Here is a 15,270-nt window from a genome sequence, read left to right as displayed (position 1 = left end):
TGGCGTTCTTCAAATTATAGAAAACGTCTGATTTAAGGCGAAAAAAAAGGCGGCACATCGCCGCCTGGTGTGGTCTATATCGTCACATCCTCACAATTCTGGAGGATTTTTTCCTTCTTCGATGAAGTCGGGGTCCAGCTCTTCGGCGTTACCTTCGTGATCGCGCCCTGAGAAGAGGTTCCAGCAGGCGATAAACAGCGCGGCAATGAGCGGCCCAATCACAAAGCCGTTAATGCCGTACAGCTCCATGCCGCCGAGGGTGGAGATCAGTATCAGGTAGTCCGGCATTTTGGTGTCTTTCCCGACCAGCAGCGGGCGCAGGATATTGTCCACCAGCCCGACGATAATCACGAAGAAGCCGACAATAAACAGCCCTTGCCAAAGCTGATGGGTGGCGAACAGGAAGATAGCGGCGGGCACCCAGACAATCGCCGAGCCGATGGCGGGCACCAGCGAGAGGAAGGCCATCAGCGCGCCCCAGAGCACGCTGCCGTCAATACCGGCAATCGCAAACGCAATCCCGCCGAGGATGCCCTGAACCACCGCCACCGCCGCCGTACCTTTTACCGTGGCGCGCGACACGCCGACGAATTTGGCGAACAGGTGTTGCTTGGCGAAATCAGACAGCGGCAGGGAGTCGAGGATCTGGCGCACCAGATACGGGCCGTCTTTCAGCAGGAAGAACAGCAGATAAAGCATGATGCCGAAGCTTATCGCAAAGCCAAACGTGCCCTTGCCAATCAGAAACGCGCTGCCGGCGAGATACTGCCCGCCCTGCAGGGCGACATCAGAGAGTTTTTTCTGGATCTGCGCGGCGTTGGTCAGGTTGTGATCCGCCAGGAAGCCGCTGGCCCAGTCAGGCAGATGGTTGAAGATGCTTGCCACCACTTCCGGGAACTGGGTGTTGTTCTCCTGAAGCTTCGTATAAACCACGTTCAGCTCAATGGCGAGCGAGGAGAGGATCACCATCAACGGGATAAAGACGATCAGGCAGATAATACCGATGGTCAACAGCGAGGCAAGCCCGTTGCGATCCCCCAGCGCGGTGCGCAGCCTGTTTTTTACCGGGTTGAAGATGACGGTCAGAATGGCGGCCCAGAGTATCGCGGAGAAGTAGGGCGACAGCACGTCGAAGAAGGCCCAGGTCACAAGGGCAAGAATAAAGATAAAGAAACCTTTGGTCAGTCCGTTAAAGCGCATCAGTCAGTCCTGGTTACTAAGAAACTGTGTCGACTATAGAACTGATTGTGAGAATTACCAACCTTGCGCCGGGTAGCGGCTGCGCCTTAACCGTCCTGCGGGCAGTGTTGCGGTATGAATCCGCTCTTCGCGGATACCACTTTCGACTGACCGAAGATCGCCTTTTCCCGCACCATGCTGTAAGTATCTGCTTGCGGAGGTGCTTATGGCCTGGCGTCCGATTCTCTATGTGATCCTCACGACCCACCCCAGACTCAGCGCGAGGCGTGCCCGTTTGCGTCTGGTCATCTAGCTTTTTATTAACAATCGCGGTATAACACACCTTCTTTGGATGTTTAGATGTCCATACGTATAGAAGGTAATATGCAAACACAACAAGAAAATGGGCAGCTTAAGCGCACCATGAAAACACGCCACCTGATTATGCTCTCGCTGGGTGGCGTGATTGGGACAGGGTTATTCTTCAATACCGGATACATCATTTCAACCACCGGGGCGGCGGGCACGCTGCTGGCGTACCTGATAGGCGCGCTGGTGGTCTGGCTGGTGATGCAGTGTCTGGGCGAGCTTTCCGTGGCGATGCCGGAAACCGGCGCGTTCCACGTCTATGCCGCCCGCTATCTTGGCCCGGCGACGGGCTACACCGTGGCGTGGCTCTACTGGCTCACCTGGACAGTGGCGCTCGGCTCGAGCTTCACGGCCGCGGGCTTCTGCATGCAGTACTGGTTCCCCCAGGTGCCGGTCTGGGCCTGGTGCGTGGTCTTCTGCGTGGTGATTTTTGGCCTGAACGTCATCTCTACGCGCTTCTTTGCGGAAGGCGAATTCTGGTTCTCCCTGGTCAAAGTCATCACCATTATCGCCTTTATTATTCTTGGCGGCGCGGCGGTCTTTGGCTTTATCCCGATGCAGGACGGTTCTCCCGCGCCGGGCTTAAGCAACATCACCGCCGAGGGCTGGTTCCCGCACGGCGGCCTGCCGATCCTGATGACCATGGTGGCGGTGAACTTTGCCTTCTCCGGTACCGAGCTCATCGGCATCGCGGCGGGGGAAACGGAAAATCCGCACAAGGTGATTCCGGTTGCGATCCGCACCACCATTGCGCGCCTGATTATCTTCTTTATCGGCACCGTGTTTGTGCTGGCGGCGCTGATCCCGATGCAGCAGGCGGGCGTGGAAAAGAGCCCGTTCGTGCTGGTGTTTGAAAAGGTCGGTATTCCTTACGCGGCGGATATTTTTAACTTTGTGATCCTGACGGCGATCCTCTCGGCGGCGAACTCGGGCCTGTACGCTTCCGGGCGCATGCTGTGGTCGCTGTCGAATGAGAAAACGCTGCCGCGCTGCTTTGCCCGCGTGAACAAAAACGGCGTGCCGCTGACGGCGCTCTCGGTCTCTATGCTCGGCGGCGTGCTGGCGCTGTTCTCAAGCGTCGTGGCCCCGGACACGGTGTTTGTCGCGCTGTCGGCGATTTCTGGCTTTGCGGTGGTGGCGGTGTGGATCAGCATCTGCGCGTCGCACTTCGTTTTCCGTCGCCGTCATCTGCAGTCCGGTCAGCCGCTCTCTGCGCTGAAGTACCGCGCGCCGTGGTATCCGCTGGTGCCGGTGCTTGGTTTTATCCTCTGCGTTGTGGCCTGTGTCGGCCTGTGGTTTGACCCGAGCCAGCGCATTGCCCTTTATTGCGGGCTTCCGTTTGTCGCCCTGTGTTATGGTGCGTACTACCTGACCCGAAATATGACATCGCAGGAGCCTGAACATGTCGCAGAATAACCCGCTTACCGCCATCCTTGAAAAACAGCCGTTTGTGGTGCTGGATGGCGCGATGGCGACGGAGCTGGAAGCGCGCGGCTGTAACCTGGCAGACAGCCTCTGGTCAGCAAAAGTGCTGGTGGAAAACCCGGAACTCATCCGCGAAGTGCATCTCGATTACTACCGCGCGGGCGCGCAGGTGGCGATCACCGCCAGCTATCAGGCCACGCCTGCGGGGTTTGCGGCGCGCGGTCTGGACGAAGCGCAGTCCCGCGCGCTAATCGGTAAAAGCGTGGAGCTGGCGCGCAAAGCGCGCGAAGCGTATCTGGCTGAAAATCCGCATGCCGGCACGCTGCTGGTGGCGGGATCCGTTGGGCCGTACGGCGCCTATCTGGCGGATGGCTCAGAGTATCGCGGCGACTACGTGCGTAGCGCCGGGGAGTTTACGGCCTTCCATCGCCCGCGCGTGGAAGCGCTGCTGGATGCGGGCGCTGACCTGCTGGCCTGCGAAACGCTTCCCTCGTTTACCGAGATTAAGGCGCTGGCGGCGCTTCTGGCCGAGTACCCCCGCGCCCGGGCGTGGTTCTCCTTTACCCTGCGGGACAGTGAACACCTGAGCGACGGTACGCCGCTGCGTGAGGTGGTCAGCGCGCTGGCAAACTCTCCGCAGATTGTCGCGCTGGGCATTAACTGCATCGCACTGGAAAACACTACGGCGGCGCTGAAGCATCTGCAAAGCCTGACGTCGCTGCCGCTGGTGGTCTATCCGAACTCGGGCGAGCATTATGATGCGGTCACCAAAACCTGGCACCACCACGGCGGAGCGTGCGAGACGCTGGCGGGGTATCTACCGCAGTGGCTGGAGGCTGGGGCCAAATTAATCGGTGGATGCTGTCGCACCACGCCGAAAGATATTGCTGAGCTGAACGAGCAGCGCTGAGTGCTTTGCCGGGTGGCGGCTACGCCTTACCCGGCCTACATCTAAGGTTTCGTGCGCCTGATGCCCTCACCCTGACCCTCTCCCACGGGGAGAGGGAAAAAACATCAAAAACAGCAACATGCGTTGTTTCAGAACGATTGAAGGCTTTCAGCGATGCTCTGGTCCGGCTGTAAATCGCTGAGGCGTTTCCTGCAGGCCGGGGCGAGGCGCAGGGATGCGCCGAGAGGGCGGGCTTTACAGGGATGTTACCTCCGCCCGTCCCCGATAAGCCGGAGGGAATAAGCCGAGGGCACCGCGTAGCGGCGATTTACCGCCGGGAGCCCGGGTCGCCAGGGTGGTGGCGACTGAGCCACCCTGGCACGTTCACAGGTCATGCCATTACAGAGTAGCAAGGAACATAAAGTGAACGGAATGACCACTACCGCCTTATGTTCCCCTCACCCTAACCCTAACCCTAACCCTCTTCCCAAAGGGGAGAGGAGAAAAAAACAACCGCACAAAATCAACTATCCTTTCCCGCTTTTTCTCTAAAAACGAATCGTTATGAGCGATTCATTTTTATTCCTTTATCAAAATTCCCGCGCCGGAAATACTGCCCTCATAACAACAAGGGGAGCAGGCACTATGGCAATTTCATCGCGAATCACACTTCTCGGCGCACTGGCGCTGTGGGCATTTCAGGCGCAGGCGGTGGACGTCACCGTCGCGTATCAAACCTCTGCGGAACCGGCGAAAGTCGCGCAGGCGGACAACACCTTTGCGAAAGAGAGCGGCGCGAAAGTCGACTGGCGCAAGTTCGACAGCGGCGCATCCGTGGTGCGTGCGTTAGCCTCCGGCGACGTGCAGATCGGCAATATCGGATCCAGCCCGCTGGCGGTGGCGGCCAGCCAGCAGGTGCCGATCGAGGTTTTCCTGCTCGCCTCGCAGCTCGGTAACTCAGAAGCGCTGGTAGTGAAGAAAAACATCACTAAACCGGAAGATCTGATCGGCAAACGCATCGCCGTGCCGTTTATCTCCACAACCCACTACAGCCTGCTGGCGGCGCTCAAACACTGGGGCATCAAGCCGGGTCAGGTACAAATCATCAACCTGCAGCCGCCGGCGATTATCGCAGCCTGGCAGCGCGGGGATATTGACGGGGCTTACGTCTGGGCACCGGCAGTGAACGAACTGGAAAAAGACGGCACCGTGCTGACCGACTCAGAAAAAGTGGGCCAGTGGGGCGCGCCAACCCTCGACGTGTGGGTCGTGCGCAAAGACTTCGCCGAGAAACATCCTGAGGTGGTGAAAGCCTTCGCCAAAAGCGCGATTGATGCCCAGCAGCCGTACATCTCTAACCCGGATGAATGGCTGAAGCAGCCCGCCAACCTGGAAAAACTCTCCCGCCTGAGCGGCGTGCCGGAAGCGGACGTGCCGGGGCTGGTGAAAGGCAATACCTATCTGACCCCCGCGCAGCAGGTGCAGCAGCTTACCGGGCCGGTAAACAAAGCGATTGTTGATACCGCCACCTTCCTGAAAGAGCAGGGCAAAGTGCCAGCGGTGGCGACGGATTACAGCCAGTACGTGACCGATCGTTTTGTGAAATAAGGAGTCCGCCATGCTGAATATTACGAACCTGTACGCCGATTACGGCGGTAAGCCCGCGCTGGAGGACATCAACCTGACGCTGGACAGCGGTGAGCTGCTGGTGGTGCTGGGCCCGTCCGGGTGCGGAAAAACCACGCTGCTGAATCTGATCGCCGGGTTTGTCCCTTATCAGCATGGCACCATCCAACTGGAAGGCAAAAAGGTGGAAGGCCCGGGCGCCGAGCGCGGCGTGGTCTTCCAGAACGAAGGATTGCTTCCCTGGCGCAACGTGCAGGAAAACGTGGCGTTTGGGCTACAGCTTGCGGGCGTCAATCGCGAACAGCGGCTGGAAACGGCACGGACGATGCTGAAAAAAGTGGGGCTGGAAGGGGCGGAAAAACGCTTTATCTGGCAGCTTTCCGGCGGCCAGCGGCAGCGCGTGGGTATTGCCCGCGCGCTGGCCGCGAATCCGCAGCTGTTGCTGCTGGACGAGCCGTTCGGGGCGCTGGATGCCTTCACCCGCGAGCAGATGCAAACCCTGCTGCTGCGCCTGTGGCACGAGACGGGCAAGCAGGTGCTGTTGATTACCCACGATATCGAAGAGGCGGTGTTTATGGCGACGGAGCTGGTGCTGCTCTCGCCGGGGCCGGGCCGCGTGCTGGAGCGCTTGCCGCTGGATTTCGCCCGCCGCTTCGTCGCGGGAGAACCCGTGCGCAGCATCAAATCCGATCCGCTGTTTATCGAACAGCGTGAATACGTCTTAAGCCGCGTGTTTGAACAACGGGAGGCTTTCTCATGAGCATCGTCTTCAGTGAAAAAACGCGCCGCACGCGTCTGGCGCTGCGCTGGCCTTTCTCGCGCCAAATCACGTTGAGCGTCGGTACGCTGCTGGTGCTGCTGGCGGTGTGGTGGGCGGTTGCTGCCCAGCAGTGGGTCAGCCCGCTGTTTCTGCCGCCGCCGGGCCAGGTGCTGGCCAAACTCATTACCATCGCCGGGCCGCAGGGCTTTATGGATGCCACGCTCTGGCAGCACTTAGGTGCAAGTCTGGCGCGTATTCTGGTGGCGCTTCTGGCAGCGGTAATTATCGGGATACCGGTCGGGATCGCGATGGGCTTAAGCCCGACGGTGCGCGGCATACTCGACCCGCTGATTGAGCTTTACCGTCCGGTGCCGCCGCTGGCCTGGCTGCCGCTGGTGGTTATCTGGTTCGGCATAGGTGAAACGCCCAAAGTTTTACTCATCTATCTGGCGATCTTTGCGCCGGTTGCAATGTCAACGCTGGAAGGCGTGAAGAGCGCCCAGCAGGTGCGGATCCGCGCGGCGCAGTCGCTGGGAGCCAGCCGCACGCAGGTGCTGCTGTTCGTGATTTTACCGGGCGCGCTGCCGGAAATTTTAACCGGGCTGCGCATCGGCCTCGGCGTGGGCTGGTCCACGCTGGTGGCGGCAGAGCTGATTGCGGCCACGCGCGGCCTTGGGTTTATGGTGCAGTCGGCGGGAGAGTTCCTGGCGACTGACGTGGTGCTGGCAGGGATCGCGGTGATCGCCGCGATCGCCTTTGGATTAGAACTGGGGCTACGCGCGTTACAGCGCCGCCTGACGCCCTGGCATGGAGAAATACAATGAGTGAACGTCTGACCATTACCCCGCTGGGGCCGTACATTGGCGCGCAGGTGTCGGGCCTGGATGTGACCCGTCCGCTGAGCGATAACCAGTTCGAGCAGCTGTACCACGCGGTGCTGCGTCATCAGGTCGTTTTCCTGCGCGAACAGGCGATCACCCCGCAGCAGCAGCGCGCGCTGGCCCTGCGCTTTGGCGATCTGCATATCCACCCCGTCTATCCGCATGCGGAAGGCGTGGAGGAGATTATCGTTCTGGACACCCACAACGATAACCCGCCGGACAACGACAACTGGCACACCGACGTGACCTTTATCGAGACGCCGCCCGCCGGGGCGATTCTGGCGGCGAAGCTGCTGCCGGAAACCGGCGGCGATACGCTGTGGACCAGCGGGATTGCGGCGTATGAGGCGCTCTCCGCGCCGTTCCGGACGCTGCTGAGCGGGCTGCGGGCGGAGCACGACTTCAAAAAATCGTTCCAGGAATACAAGTACCGTAAAACGGAAGAGGAACATCAGCGCTGGCAGGAGGCGGTTGCGAAGCATCCTCCGCTGCTGCACCCGGTGGTGCGGACCCATCCTGTCACGGGCAAGCAGGCGCTGTTCGTGAATGAAGGGTTCACGACGCGCATCGTGGACGTGTCCGAGAAAGAGAGTGAGGCGCTGCTGGGATTCCTGTTCGCGCATATCACCAAGCCGGAGTTTCAGGTCCGCTGGCGCTGGCAGGAGAACGACCTGGCGATCTGGGATAACCGCGTAACGCAGCACTATGCCAATGCGGACTATCTGCCGCAGCGCCGGATTATGCAGCGGGCGACGATTTTGGGGGATAAGCCGTTTTATCGTGCGCCTTGATCCCCTCACCCTAACCCTCTCCCCAAAGGCGCGAGGGGACTGCCCGGTGCGGTTTTCACCCTCTCCCTTTTAGGGAGAGGGCTGGGGTGAGGGTATTAAATGCGCCTCAATATACCGCTGATAGCGGTTCGCCTTCAGGTAACACAAATCCACCAGCACCAGTCCGTCGACGCAGTCGTTAAACGCCGGGTCGCTGCCAAAATCAATAAACTGCACGCCGCCGGGTTCACACAGCTCGGAATACTGCTTGTAGAGCGGCGGAATGCCGCAGCCCAGATTGCCGAGCAGGGATTTCAGCTTTGTCAGGTCATCCACGTAATCCACGCCGCCAAACTGCGCGAGCACGTCCGGCAGCGATGCGGGATACGGCTGACGTGACGCGGCCAGCGGATGCGTTGCCGGGAACCACAGGCGGTAAAAGGCCACCAGCAGATCCCGTGCGGCAGGCGGTAAGCCACCGGAAATGGAGACCGGGCCAAACAGGTAGCGATAGTTCGGATAACGCGCCAGGTAGGCTCCAATGCCGGACCATAAATAGTCCAGGCCGCGGCGTCCCCAGTAGCGCGGCTGAATAAAGCTGCGCCCCAGCTCAATGCCGTGCTCCAGTACGTCCTGCATTTTGTCGTCGTAGTGGAACAGGCTATAGCTGTACAACCCCTCAACGCCGCGCTTTTCGATCTGCATGGCCGTCGGCATAAAGCGATACGCCCCGACGATCTCCAGATCGTCCTCATCCCACAGGATCAGGTGCAGATAATCATCGTCGTAGCTGTCGGTGTCCCGACGTTTGCCGCTCCCTTCCTCGACCGCGCGAAAGGCAATCTCGCGCAGGCGGCCCAGCTCGCGCAGCAGCGGGGCGTCTTCCTGCCCGTTGCGCTGCCAAAGATAGATGGTTTTACCGTCGCTGGTATTGCCCAGACATTCGGCCTGCGCCAGCGCGCGTTTCAGGGTGGCGCGGTCTTCAGGACGGGCAATGGCGCACTGGGTTTTAAAGACGCCAGGCAATCCCTTGCCAAGACGCATCACGTGCTGACGGCACTGTTCGGCCATCTCACGCGACGAAAGGGTGGCGCTGTGCCAGTGATGCCAGGCAATCTGCTGGCCGATCTTAATCGGCAGCTGGCTGTGGCGGCGGCGGAACATCTGCTGCATGAGTAACAGCATTGACAGCGTCGGGGAGACCAGCGTGCTGGCATAGAAGAGCACGCTGTTATGCGCCTGAATATGTACCGGCAGCAGCGGAGCGCGCAGCTTGCTGGCGAGTTTGATAAAGCCAGAGTGCCACTTTTTGTCGCGAATGCCTTTGCGCGTGGGACGAGAAACTTCACCGGCCGGGAAGAAAATCAGTACCCCCGCGTTTTGCAGATGCTGTTCCATCTGCACAAGAGACGTTTTCGCCGTCCTGCCGCCCATATTATCCACCGGAATAAACAGCGAGCTGAGGGGCTCAAGGTGGGTCAGCATCCTGTTGGTGACGACTTTAACATCGCGTCGCACGCGGGAAACGGCGTACATCAGCGCCAGACCGTCCAGCGTACCCGTCGGGTGGTTGGCAATAATGACCAGCGGGCCATGTTCGGGGATTTGTTCAAGATCGCGGGCGGAAACGGTGCAGAGAATATCAAGGTGTTCCAGAACTTGCTCCACCATATCCAGTCCTTTCAGGTGGCGGTATGCTGCTGCAAATTGCTGAAATTCGTCTTCGTAAAACAGTCTTTTTAACAGACTTTTTTGCCAGGGTGCAGGCCTCGCCTGAGGCCAAAGATCGTCGAGAACGCTATCGAGGCTAAACATGGTTACTCCTCCTGCCGTCTTGCGAAGACAGTAGAAGGCGCAGATGTCGGTTGTATTGCAGTTTGGTGAAGATTAGCGCAGAGAGCAGGCCGGGTAAGGCGAAGCCGCCACCCGGCGCTAAAGCGGATTAACGCAGAATTTTCTTCTCGGCCAGATCCAGCGCGAAGTAGCTGAAGATCAGATCCGCGCCTGCGCGTTTGATGGCGCCGAGGCTTTCGAGGACCACTTTCTCTTCGTCAATCGCACCGGCCAGCGCGGCGAATTTGATCATCGCGTACTCGCCGCTGACCTGGTAAGCGCCCAGCGGCAACTCGGTGCGCTCGCGGATGTCGCGCAGGATATCAAGGTACGCGCCCGCAGGTTTCACCATCAGGCAGTCTGCGCCCTGGGCTTCGTCGAGCAGGGATTCGCGAATCGCTTCCCGACGGTTAAGCGGGTTCATCTGATAGGTTTTACGATCGCCCTTCAGCGCCGTGCCCGCAGCTTCACGGAACGGGCCGTAGAAGGAGGAGGCAAATTTGGTGGAGTAAGACATGATGGCGGTGTCGGTAAAGCCCGCCGCGTCCAGCGCCTGACGGATCGCCTGAACCTGTCCGTCCATTGCGGCAGAGGGCGCGATGAAGTCCGCACCCGCAGCGGCAGCCACGACCGCCTGTTTGCCGAGGTTCAGCAGGGTGGCATCGTTATCGACACCGTGATCGCACAGCACGCCGCAGTGGCCGTGGGAGGTATATTCGCAGAAGCAGGTGTCTGACATCACCACCATTTCCGGCACGGTCTCTTTGCAGATGCGGGACATGCGGGCGACGAGGCCATCTTCTTTCCACGCGTCGCTGCCGGTGGCATCGGTATGGTGAGAGATGCCGAAGGTCATCACCGAGCGGATCCCCGCGTTGGCGATGCGTTCAATCTCACGTGCCAGATATTTCTCCGGAATGCGCATTACGCCCGGCATGGCTTCGATGGCTTTGTAGTCATCGATCTCTTCTTCGACAAAAATCGGCAACACCAGATCGTTTAAGGTCAGGGTTGTCTCTTCAAACATAGCGCGCAGTGCAGGTGACTTGCGCAGGCGGCGGGGACGTGCAATTAAATCGGTCATGGTATGCCTGATGTTTGTGGAACAAAGAAGGCTAGTGTACCTCAAAGTGAAGACAGGTGTTTTGGTAAAAGTGGGCATTTTATTTTGTAAAATGCGATGAGTCTGGTTTTTTGGCATCAATATATAATGCAGGACAGTATAACGCCGAAATGGAGATAAGTTATTCATATTGTTTTTATATTAAATGGAAAACATCATTGAAAATGATTCATTATTTATTTTTATATGTACATTATTGTTTCGTCTCTATTTTAATGCTTTGTTTTTATAATATTTATCTGTAGTGACAGAGGCTTTCTCGGTTTTGATGTGTTATTAGTCTGGATACGGACTTAATGGAAACATTCATTGAACCTTTTCGAAATGAAAATGCATAATTCCCTCCGCAATTAAACTAAACATTGCAAAATCATTGATGGACAAACTTGCTTACGTCCCTGAGGAGGGATGACCCAATGCAAACATGGAAAAAGAAACTCGTTGTATCTCAACTTGCATTAGCCTGCACCCTGGCTATCGCTTCTCAGGTCAATGCGAAGGATATTTCCGGTACGACATATAATACATTCGGATACGATAATACCGCTTCCGCTCCCTGGTATTATGGCTATGCCGACTGGGATTACTCAGACGCGACCCACGACGGCGATATTTATCCGGTGATTAATAAAAGCACCGTGAATGGTGTTATTTCAACATACTATCTGGATGATGGCATCAATGGGCGGGCGAATGCGTTAAGCATTTCCAACAGCACCATTAATGGCATGATTACCTCTAAGGAAGGTGCGAACAAGTTCCTGATATGAGATCATCATATTCATCCGGAGCGCATCCCAGAGGGACATCATGAGCCATCAACTCACCTTCGCCGATAGTGAATTCAGCACTAAGCGCCGTCAGACCCGAAAAGAGATTTTCCTCTCCCGCATGGAGCAGATTCTGCCATGGCAGAATATGACCGCTGTCATCGAGCCGTTTTATCCCAAGGCGGGCAATGGCCGACGGCCCTATCCGCTGGAGACCATGCTGCGTATTCACTGCATGCAGCATTGGTACAACCTGAGCGACGGTGCCATGGAAGATGCCCTGTACGAAATCGCCTCCATGCGCCTGTTTGCCCGATTATCCCTGGATAGCGCCCTGCCGGATCGCACCACCATCATGAATTTCCGCCACCTGCTCGAGCAGCATCAACTGGCCCGTCAATTGTTCAAGACCATCAATCGCTGGCTGGCCGAAGCAGGCGTCATGATGACCCAAGGCACTTTGGTGGATGCCACCATCATTGAGGCACCCAGCTCTACCAAGAACAATGAGCAGCAACGCGATCCGGAGATGCATCAGACCAAGAAAGGCAATCAGTGGCACTTTGGCATGAAGGCCCACATTGGTGTCGATGCCAAGAGTGGCCTGACCCACAGCCTGGTCACCACCGCGGCCAACGAGCATGACCTCAATCAGCTGGGTAATCTGCTTCATGGAGAGGAGCAATTTGTCTCAGCCGATGCCGGCTACCAGGGAGCGCCACAGCGCGAGGAGCTGGCCGAGGTGGATGTGGACTGGCTGATCGCCGAGCGTCCCGGCAGGGTAAAAACCTTGAAGCAGCATCCGCGCAAGAACAAAACGGCCATCAACATCGAATACATGAAAGCCAGCATCCGTGCCAGGGTGGAGCACCCGTTTCGCATCATCAAGCGGCAGTTCGGCTTCGTGAAAGCCAGATACAAGGGGCTGCTGAAAAACGATAACCAACTGGCGATGTTATTCACCCTGGCCAACCTGTTTCGGGTGGACCAAATGATACGTCAGTGGGAGAGATCTCAGTAAAAACCGGAAATAACGCCAGAAATGGTGGAAAAAATAGCCTAAATAGGCTGATTCGATGTGTTTGCGGGAAAAAAATCGGCCCAGATCCGCGAAATTTTAATCAGCGAGTCAGCTTGGGAAGAAATGACCTGCTTATTCGCACCTTCCCTAAGTGTATGACCTCCTCGTGTGCTGACGGCCTGGATACCGATGGCACCAACCATTCTCAATACGATCGTTTTAACCTGACCGTAGATAATTCCACCATTAACGATACCTATGAGCATTATGCGTATGATGTCGTGAACGGGGAAAATACGGAAAGACACAATCTGGACACGTATAATCTGGGTAATGCGATTACCTTGGATGTGGAGTCCGATATTGTTATCCAGAATAATTCCCACATTGCCGGTATTACCCTGACGCAGGGTTATCAGGAGCCGGATAATACCCCTTACGACGGTGTGGAAGGCGTAGCCAACAGCAGCAAAGTATTTACCGACACGCTGGTGGTGAAAGACTCTGTTCTGACCTCAGGCGCGTACCGCGATCTGGGGACCAACGGGTTCTACGGTCAAACCGCGAAGCCGAGCGACTACGGTGAAACGAATGCCACGGCGGCGGATGATGCGGCGCTGATCGTTGCCGCTAGCGCGTCTGATAACGCGATGCAGACCACTGCCACGTTCGATCACTCCACCGTTACTGGCGATATTCTGTTCTCCAGCACCTTCGACAACAACTTCTATCCGAACGGCGATCCGGCTACGGATACCACTGCAGACGGTGTCTATAACCCAACCACCAACGGCTGGGATGGCACCGATAAGCTGGATGTCACCCTGACCAACGGCAGCAAATGGGTCGGTGCAGCACAGTCCAGCGTCGAGGCTATCGGCCCAGCGCAGATGTATGGCCTGGGCTACAGCAACGTAGACTGGAGTAGCTTATCCCCTAACAGCATTTGGCCGGATTCCGTTTATGACAGCAACGGAAACGTTGCGGGTGAAGCGGTGTATCAGAGCGGGCTGTTTAACATCGCGCTGGATAACGGCTCTGAGTGGGATACCCGCAAGCTTTCTAATATCGACACGCTGACGGTAAACAACCAGTCTCAGGTTAACGTCGAAGACTCTGGCCTGCTGGCGGACTCCATCACCCTGACCAATGCTTCATCAATGAATATTGGAGACAGCGGTGCCGTGGCGACCGACCGTCTGTATCTGGACAGCTATAGCCGTGCGGCACTGACGGAAGAAACGGCCCAACTGTATGCCAACACCATCACCGTGGATAACGGTGCTGAGCTGGCGCTGGGGCTGGGTCAGGTTGATACGCACAATATGGAACTGACCGATGGCGGGGTGCTTAACGTTGCCAGCCGAGATTACGTCCTGAACAGCGATTTGAACAACGCACGCTATATCACTAACGATAAGTACAATGCCGATTACGACTACGGTGTTGTGGCGATTAACTCTAATGGCCATCTGTCAGTAAACGGTGACGTTGCAGGTAACTACCAGGTGCGCATCGACGATGCGACCGGTGCCGGTTCCGTTGCTGATTACAAAAACAAAGAGATTATTCGCGTCTATGACAATAATGCGGATACCACAGCCAGCTTTACTGCCGCAAACAAAGCCGATTTAGGCGCTTACACCTATCAGGCGCAGCAGCAGGGTGACGCCGTTGTCCTTCAGCAGAAAGAGCTGACCGACTCTGCCAATATGGCGCTGAGCATCCCATCTGCCAATACCAATATCTGGAATCTGCAGCAGGATACCGTTGGCACGCGTCTGACCAACAGCCGTCACGGCCTGGCGGATAACGGCGGGGCGTGGGTGAGCTACTTCGGTGGCAACTTCGACGGTGACAATGGCGTTATCAGCTACGATCAGGACGTGAGCGGCATTATGGTGGGTGTGGACACCCAGATTGACGGTAATAACGCGAAATGGATCGTCGGTGGTGCGGCAGGTTTCGCGAAGGGTGATACCAGCGATCGTACCGGTCAGGTCGATCAGGATAGCCAGACTGCGATGATCTATGCGTCAGCGAAGTTCATGAACGATCTGTTCCTCGACAGCTCCCTAAGCTACACCCGCTTCAACAGCGATCTCTCCGCCAACATGAGCAACGGTCAGTACGTTGACGGCAATACCACGAATGATGCTGTTGGTTTTGGGCTGAAGCTGGGCTATGACTGGAAGCCAAACCTCTCTGGCTACTTTACGCCATATGCCGCCGTCTCTGGCCTGTTCCAGTCTGGCGATGATTATCGTCTGAGTAATGACATGCGCGCTGATGGACAATCTTACGATAGCCTGCGTTATGAACTCGGCGTTGATACGGGTTACACCTTCAACTACGGCGGCGAACAGGCTCTGACGCCTTACTTCAAGCTGGCCTACGTCTATGACGACGCCGATAACAATGCCGATATTAACGGTGACAGCATTGATAACGGCGTGAAAGGCTCCGCTGTGCGGGTAGGGCTGGGCACCCAGTTCAGCTTCACGAAGAACTTCAGTGCGTACACCGATGCCACTTATCTGGGCGGCGGCGACGTTGATCAGAACTGGGGCGCAAATCTGGGCGTGAAATATACCTGGAAATGAATAAAAGCGGGGGGAGTGGTT

General features: G+C 57.1%; 10 protein-coding genes and 2 pseudogenes. 9 read left to right on the top strand and 3 right to left on the bottom strand.

All coding sequences use genetic code 11. The features are described 5' to 3' along the window. Window positions 1-90: 90 nt before the first annotated feature. A complete protein-coding gene (locus tag AC1VYI_RS19870; protein ID WP_001211967.1) occupies window positions 91-1,200 on the bottom strand; it encodes an AI-2E family transporter in 1,110 nt (369 codons plus the stop codon). 363 nt (window positions 1,201-1,563) lie between these two features. On the opposite strand from AC1VYI_RS19870, the gene mmuP reads away from it, so the two are divergent. The 6 genes from mmuP (at window position 1,564) to tauD (ending at window position 7,920) form a co-directional block, all read left to right on the top strand. Next, on the top strand, window positions 1,564-2,964 hold the full coding sequence (gene mmuP / locus AC1VYI_RS19865; RefSeq protein ID WP_134866763.1) for an S-methylmethionine permease: 1,401 nt from the start codon (window positions 1,564-1,566) through the stop codon (window positions 2,962-2,964). Further along, window positions 2,951-3,883: a homocysteine S-methyltransferase gene (gene mmuM, locus AC1VYI_RS19860; protein WP_134866762.1), complete on the top strand. Its 933-nt coding sequence runs from the start codon at window positions 2,951-2,953 to the stop codon at window positions 3,881-3,883. Before mmuP ends, mmuM begins: the two co-directional genes overlap by 14 nt. Before the next feature lie 624 nt (window positions 3,884-4,507). Further along, complete coding sequence (gene tauA / locus AC1VYI_RS19855) at window positions 4,508-5,470, top strand: taurine ABC transporter substrate-binding protein (protein ID WP_001018397.1); 963 nt, start codon at window positions 4,508-4,510, stop codon at window positions 5,468-5,470. A 10-nt stretch (window positions 5,471-5,480) separates the two neighbouring features. Next, window positions 5,481-6,248 (top strand): taurine ABC transporter ATP-binding subunit, encoded by a 768-nt coding sequence (gene tauB, locus AC1VYI_RS19850; RefSeq protein WP_023310519.1) that lies wholly within the window; start codon window positions 5,481-5,483, stop codon window positions 6,246-6,248. Beyond that, entirely contained in the window at window positions 6,245-7,072 is an 828-nt protein-coding gene (gene tauC, locus AC1VYI_RS19845; RefSeq protein ID WP_045356367.1) for a taurine ABC transporter permease TauC, read from the top strand. The genes tauB and tauC overlap by 4 nt, the downstream gene beginning before the upstream one ends. Then, a complete protein-coding gene (gene tauD, locus AC1VYI_RS19840) occupies window positions 7,069-7,920 on the top strand; it encodes a taurine dioxygenase (RefSeq protein WP_032661615.1) in 852 nt (283 codons plus the stop codon). The genes tauC and tauD overlap by 4 nt, the downstream gene beginning before the upstream one ends. A gap of 69 nt (window positions 7,921-7,989) precedes the next feature. Here tauD and olsF read toward each other — a convergent pair whose 3' ends face one another. After that, window positions 7,990-9,714, bottom strand: coding sequence for a bifunctional ornithine lipid synthase OlsF (olsF, locus tag AC1VYI_RS19835; RefSeq protein WP_226483439.1), 1,725 nt, complete (start codon window positions 9,712-9,714; stop codon window positions 7,990-7,992). A gap of 127 nt (window positions 9,715-9,841) precedes the next feature. Further along, window positions 9,842-10,816 carry a porphobilinogen synthase gene (gene hemB / locus AC1VYI_RS19830; protein ID WP_028017695.1) on the bottom strand — a complete coding sequence of 325 codons (975 nt, stop codon included), beginning with the start codon at window positions 10,814-10,816 and terminating at the stop codon, window positions 9,842-9,844. A gap of 455 nt (window positions 10,817-11,271) precedes the next feature. On the opposite strand from hemB, the pseudogene AC1VYI_RS19825 reads away from it, so the two are divergent. From AC1VYI_RS19825 to AC1VYI_RS19815, 3 genes and pseudogenes are all read left to right on the top strand, one after another. Beyond that, a pseudogene (locus tag AC1VYI_RS19825) lies at window positions 11,272-11,598 on the top strand (autotransporter outer membrane beta-barrel domain-containing protein); the annotation flags it as partial. A 67-nt stretch (window positions 11,599-11,665) separates the two neighbouring features. Continuing rightward, window positions 11,666-12,646, top strand: a complete 981-nt coding sequence (locus AC1VYI_RS19820; protein ID WP_016947617.1) for an IS5-like element ISKpn26 family transposase — start codon at window positions 11,666-11,668, stop codon at window positions 12,644-12,646. A 149-nt stretch (window positions 12,647-12,795) separates the two neighbouring features. Further along, window positions 12,796-15,249, top strand: a pseudogene (locus AC1VYI_RS19815) (autotransporter outer membrane beta-barrel domain-containing protein); the annotation flags it as partial. Window positions 15,250-15,270 lie beyond the last annotated feature (21 nt).

This window comes from Enterobacter sp. QK-SA4 (assembly GCF_056856775.1).
Note: the sequence above shows the minus strand (reverse complement) of the source record. Positions and strands in the feature narration are given on the sequence as shown.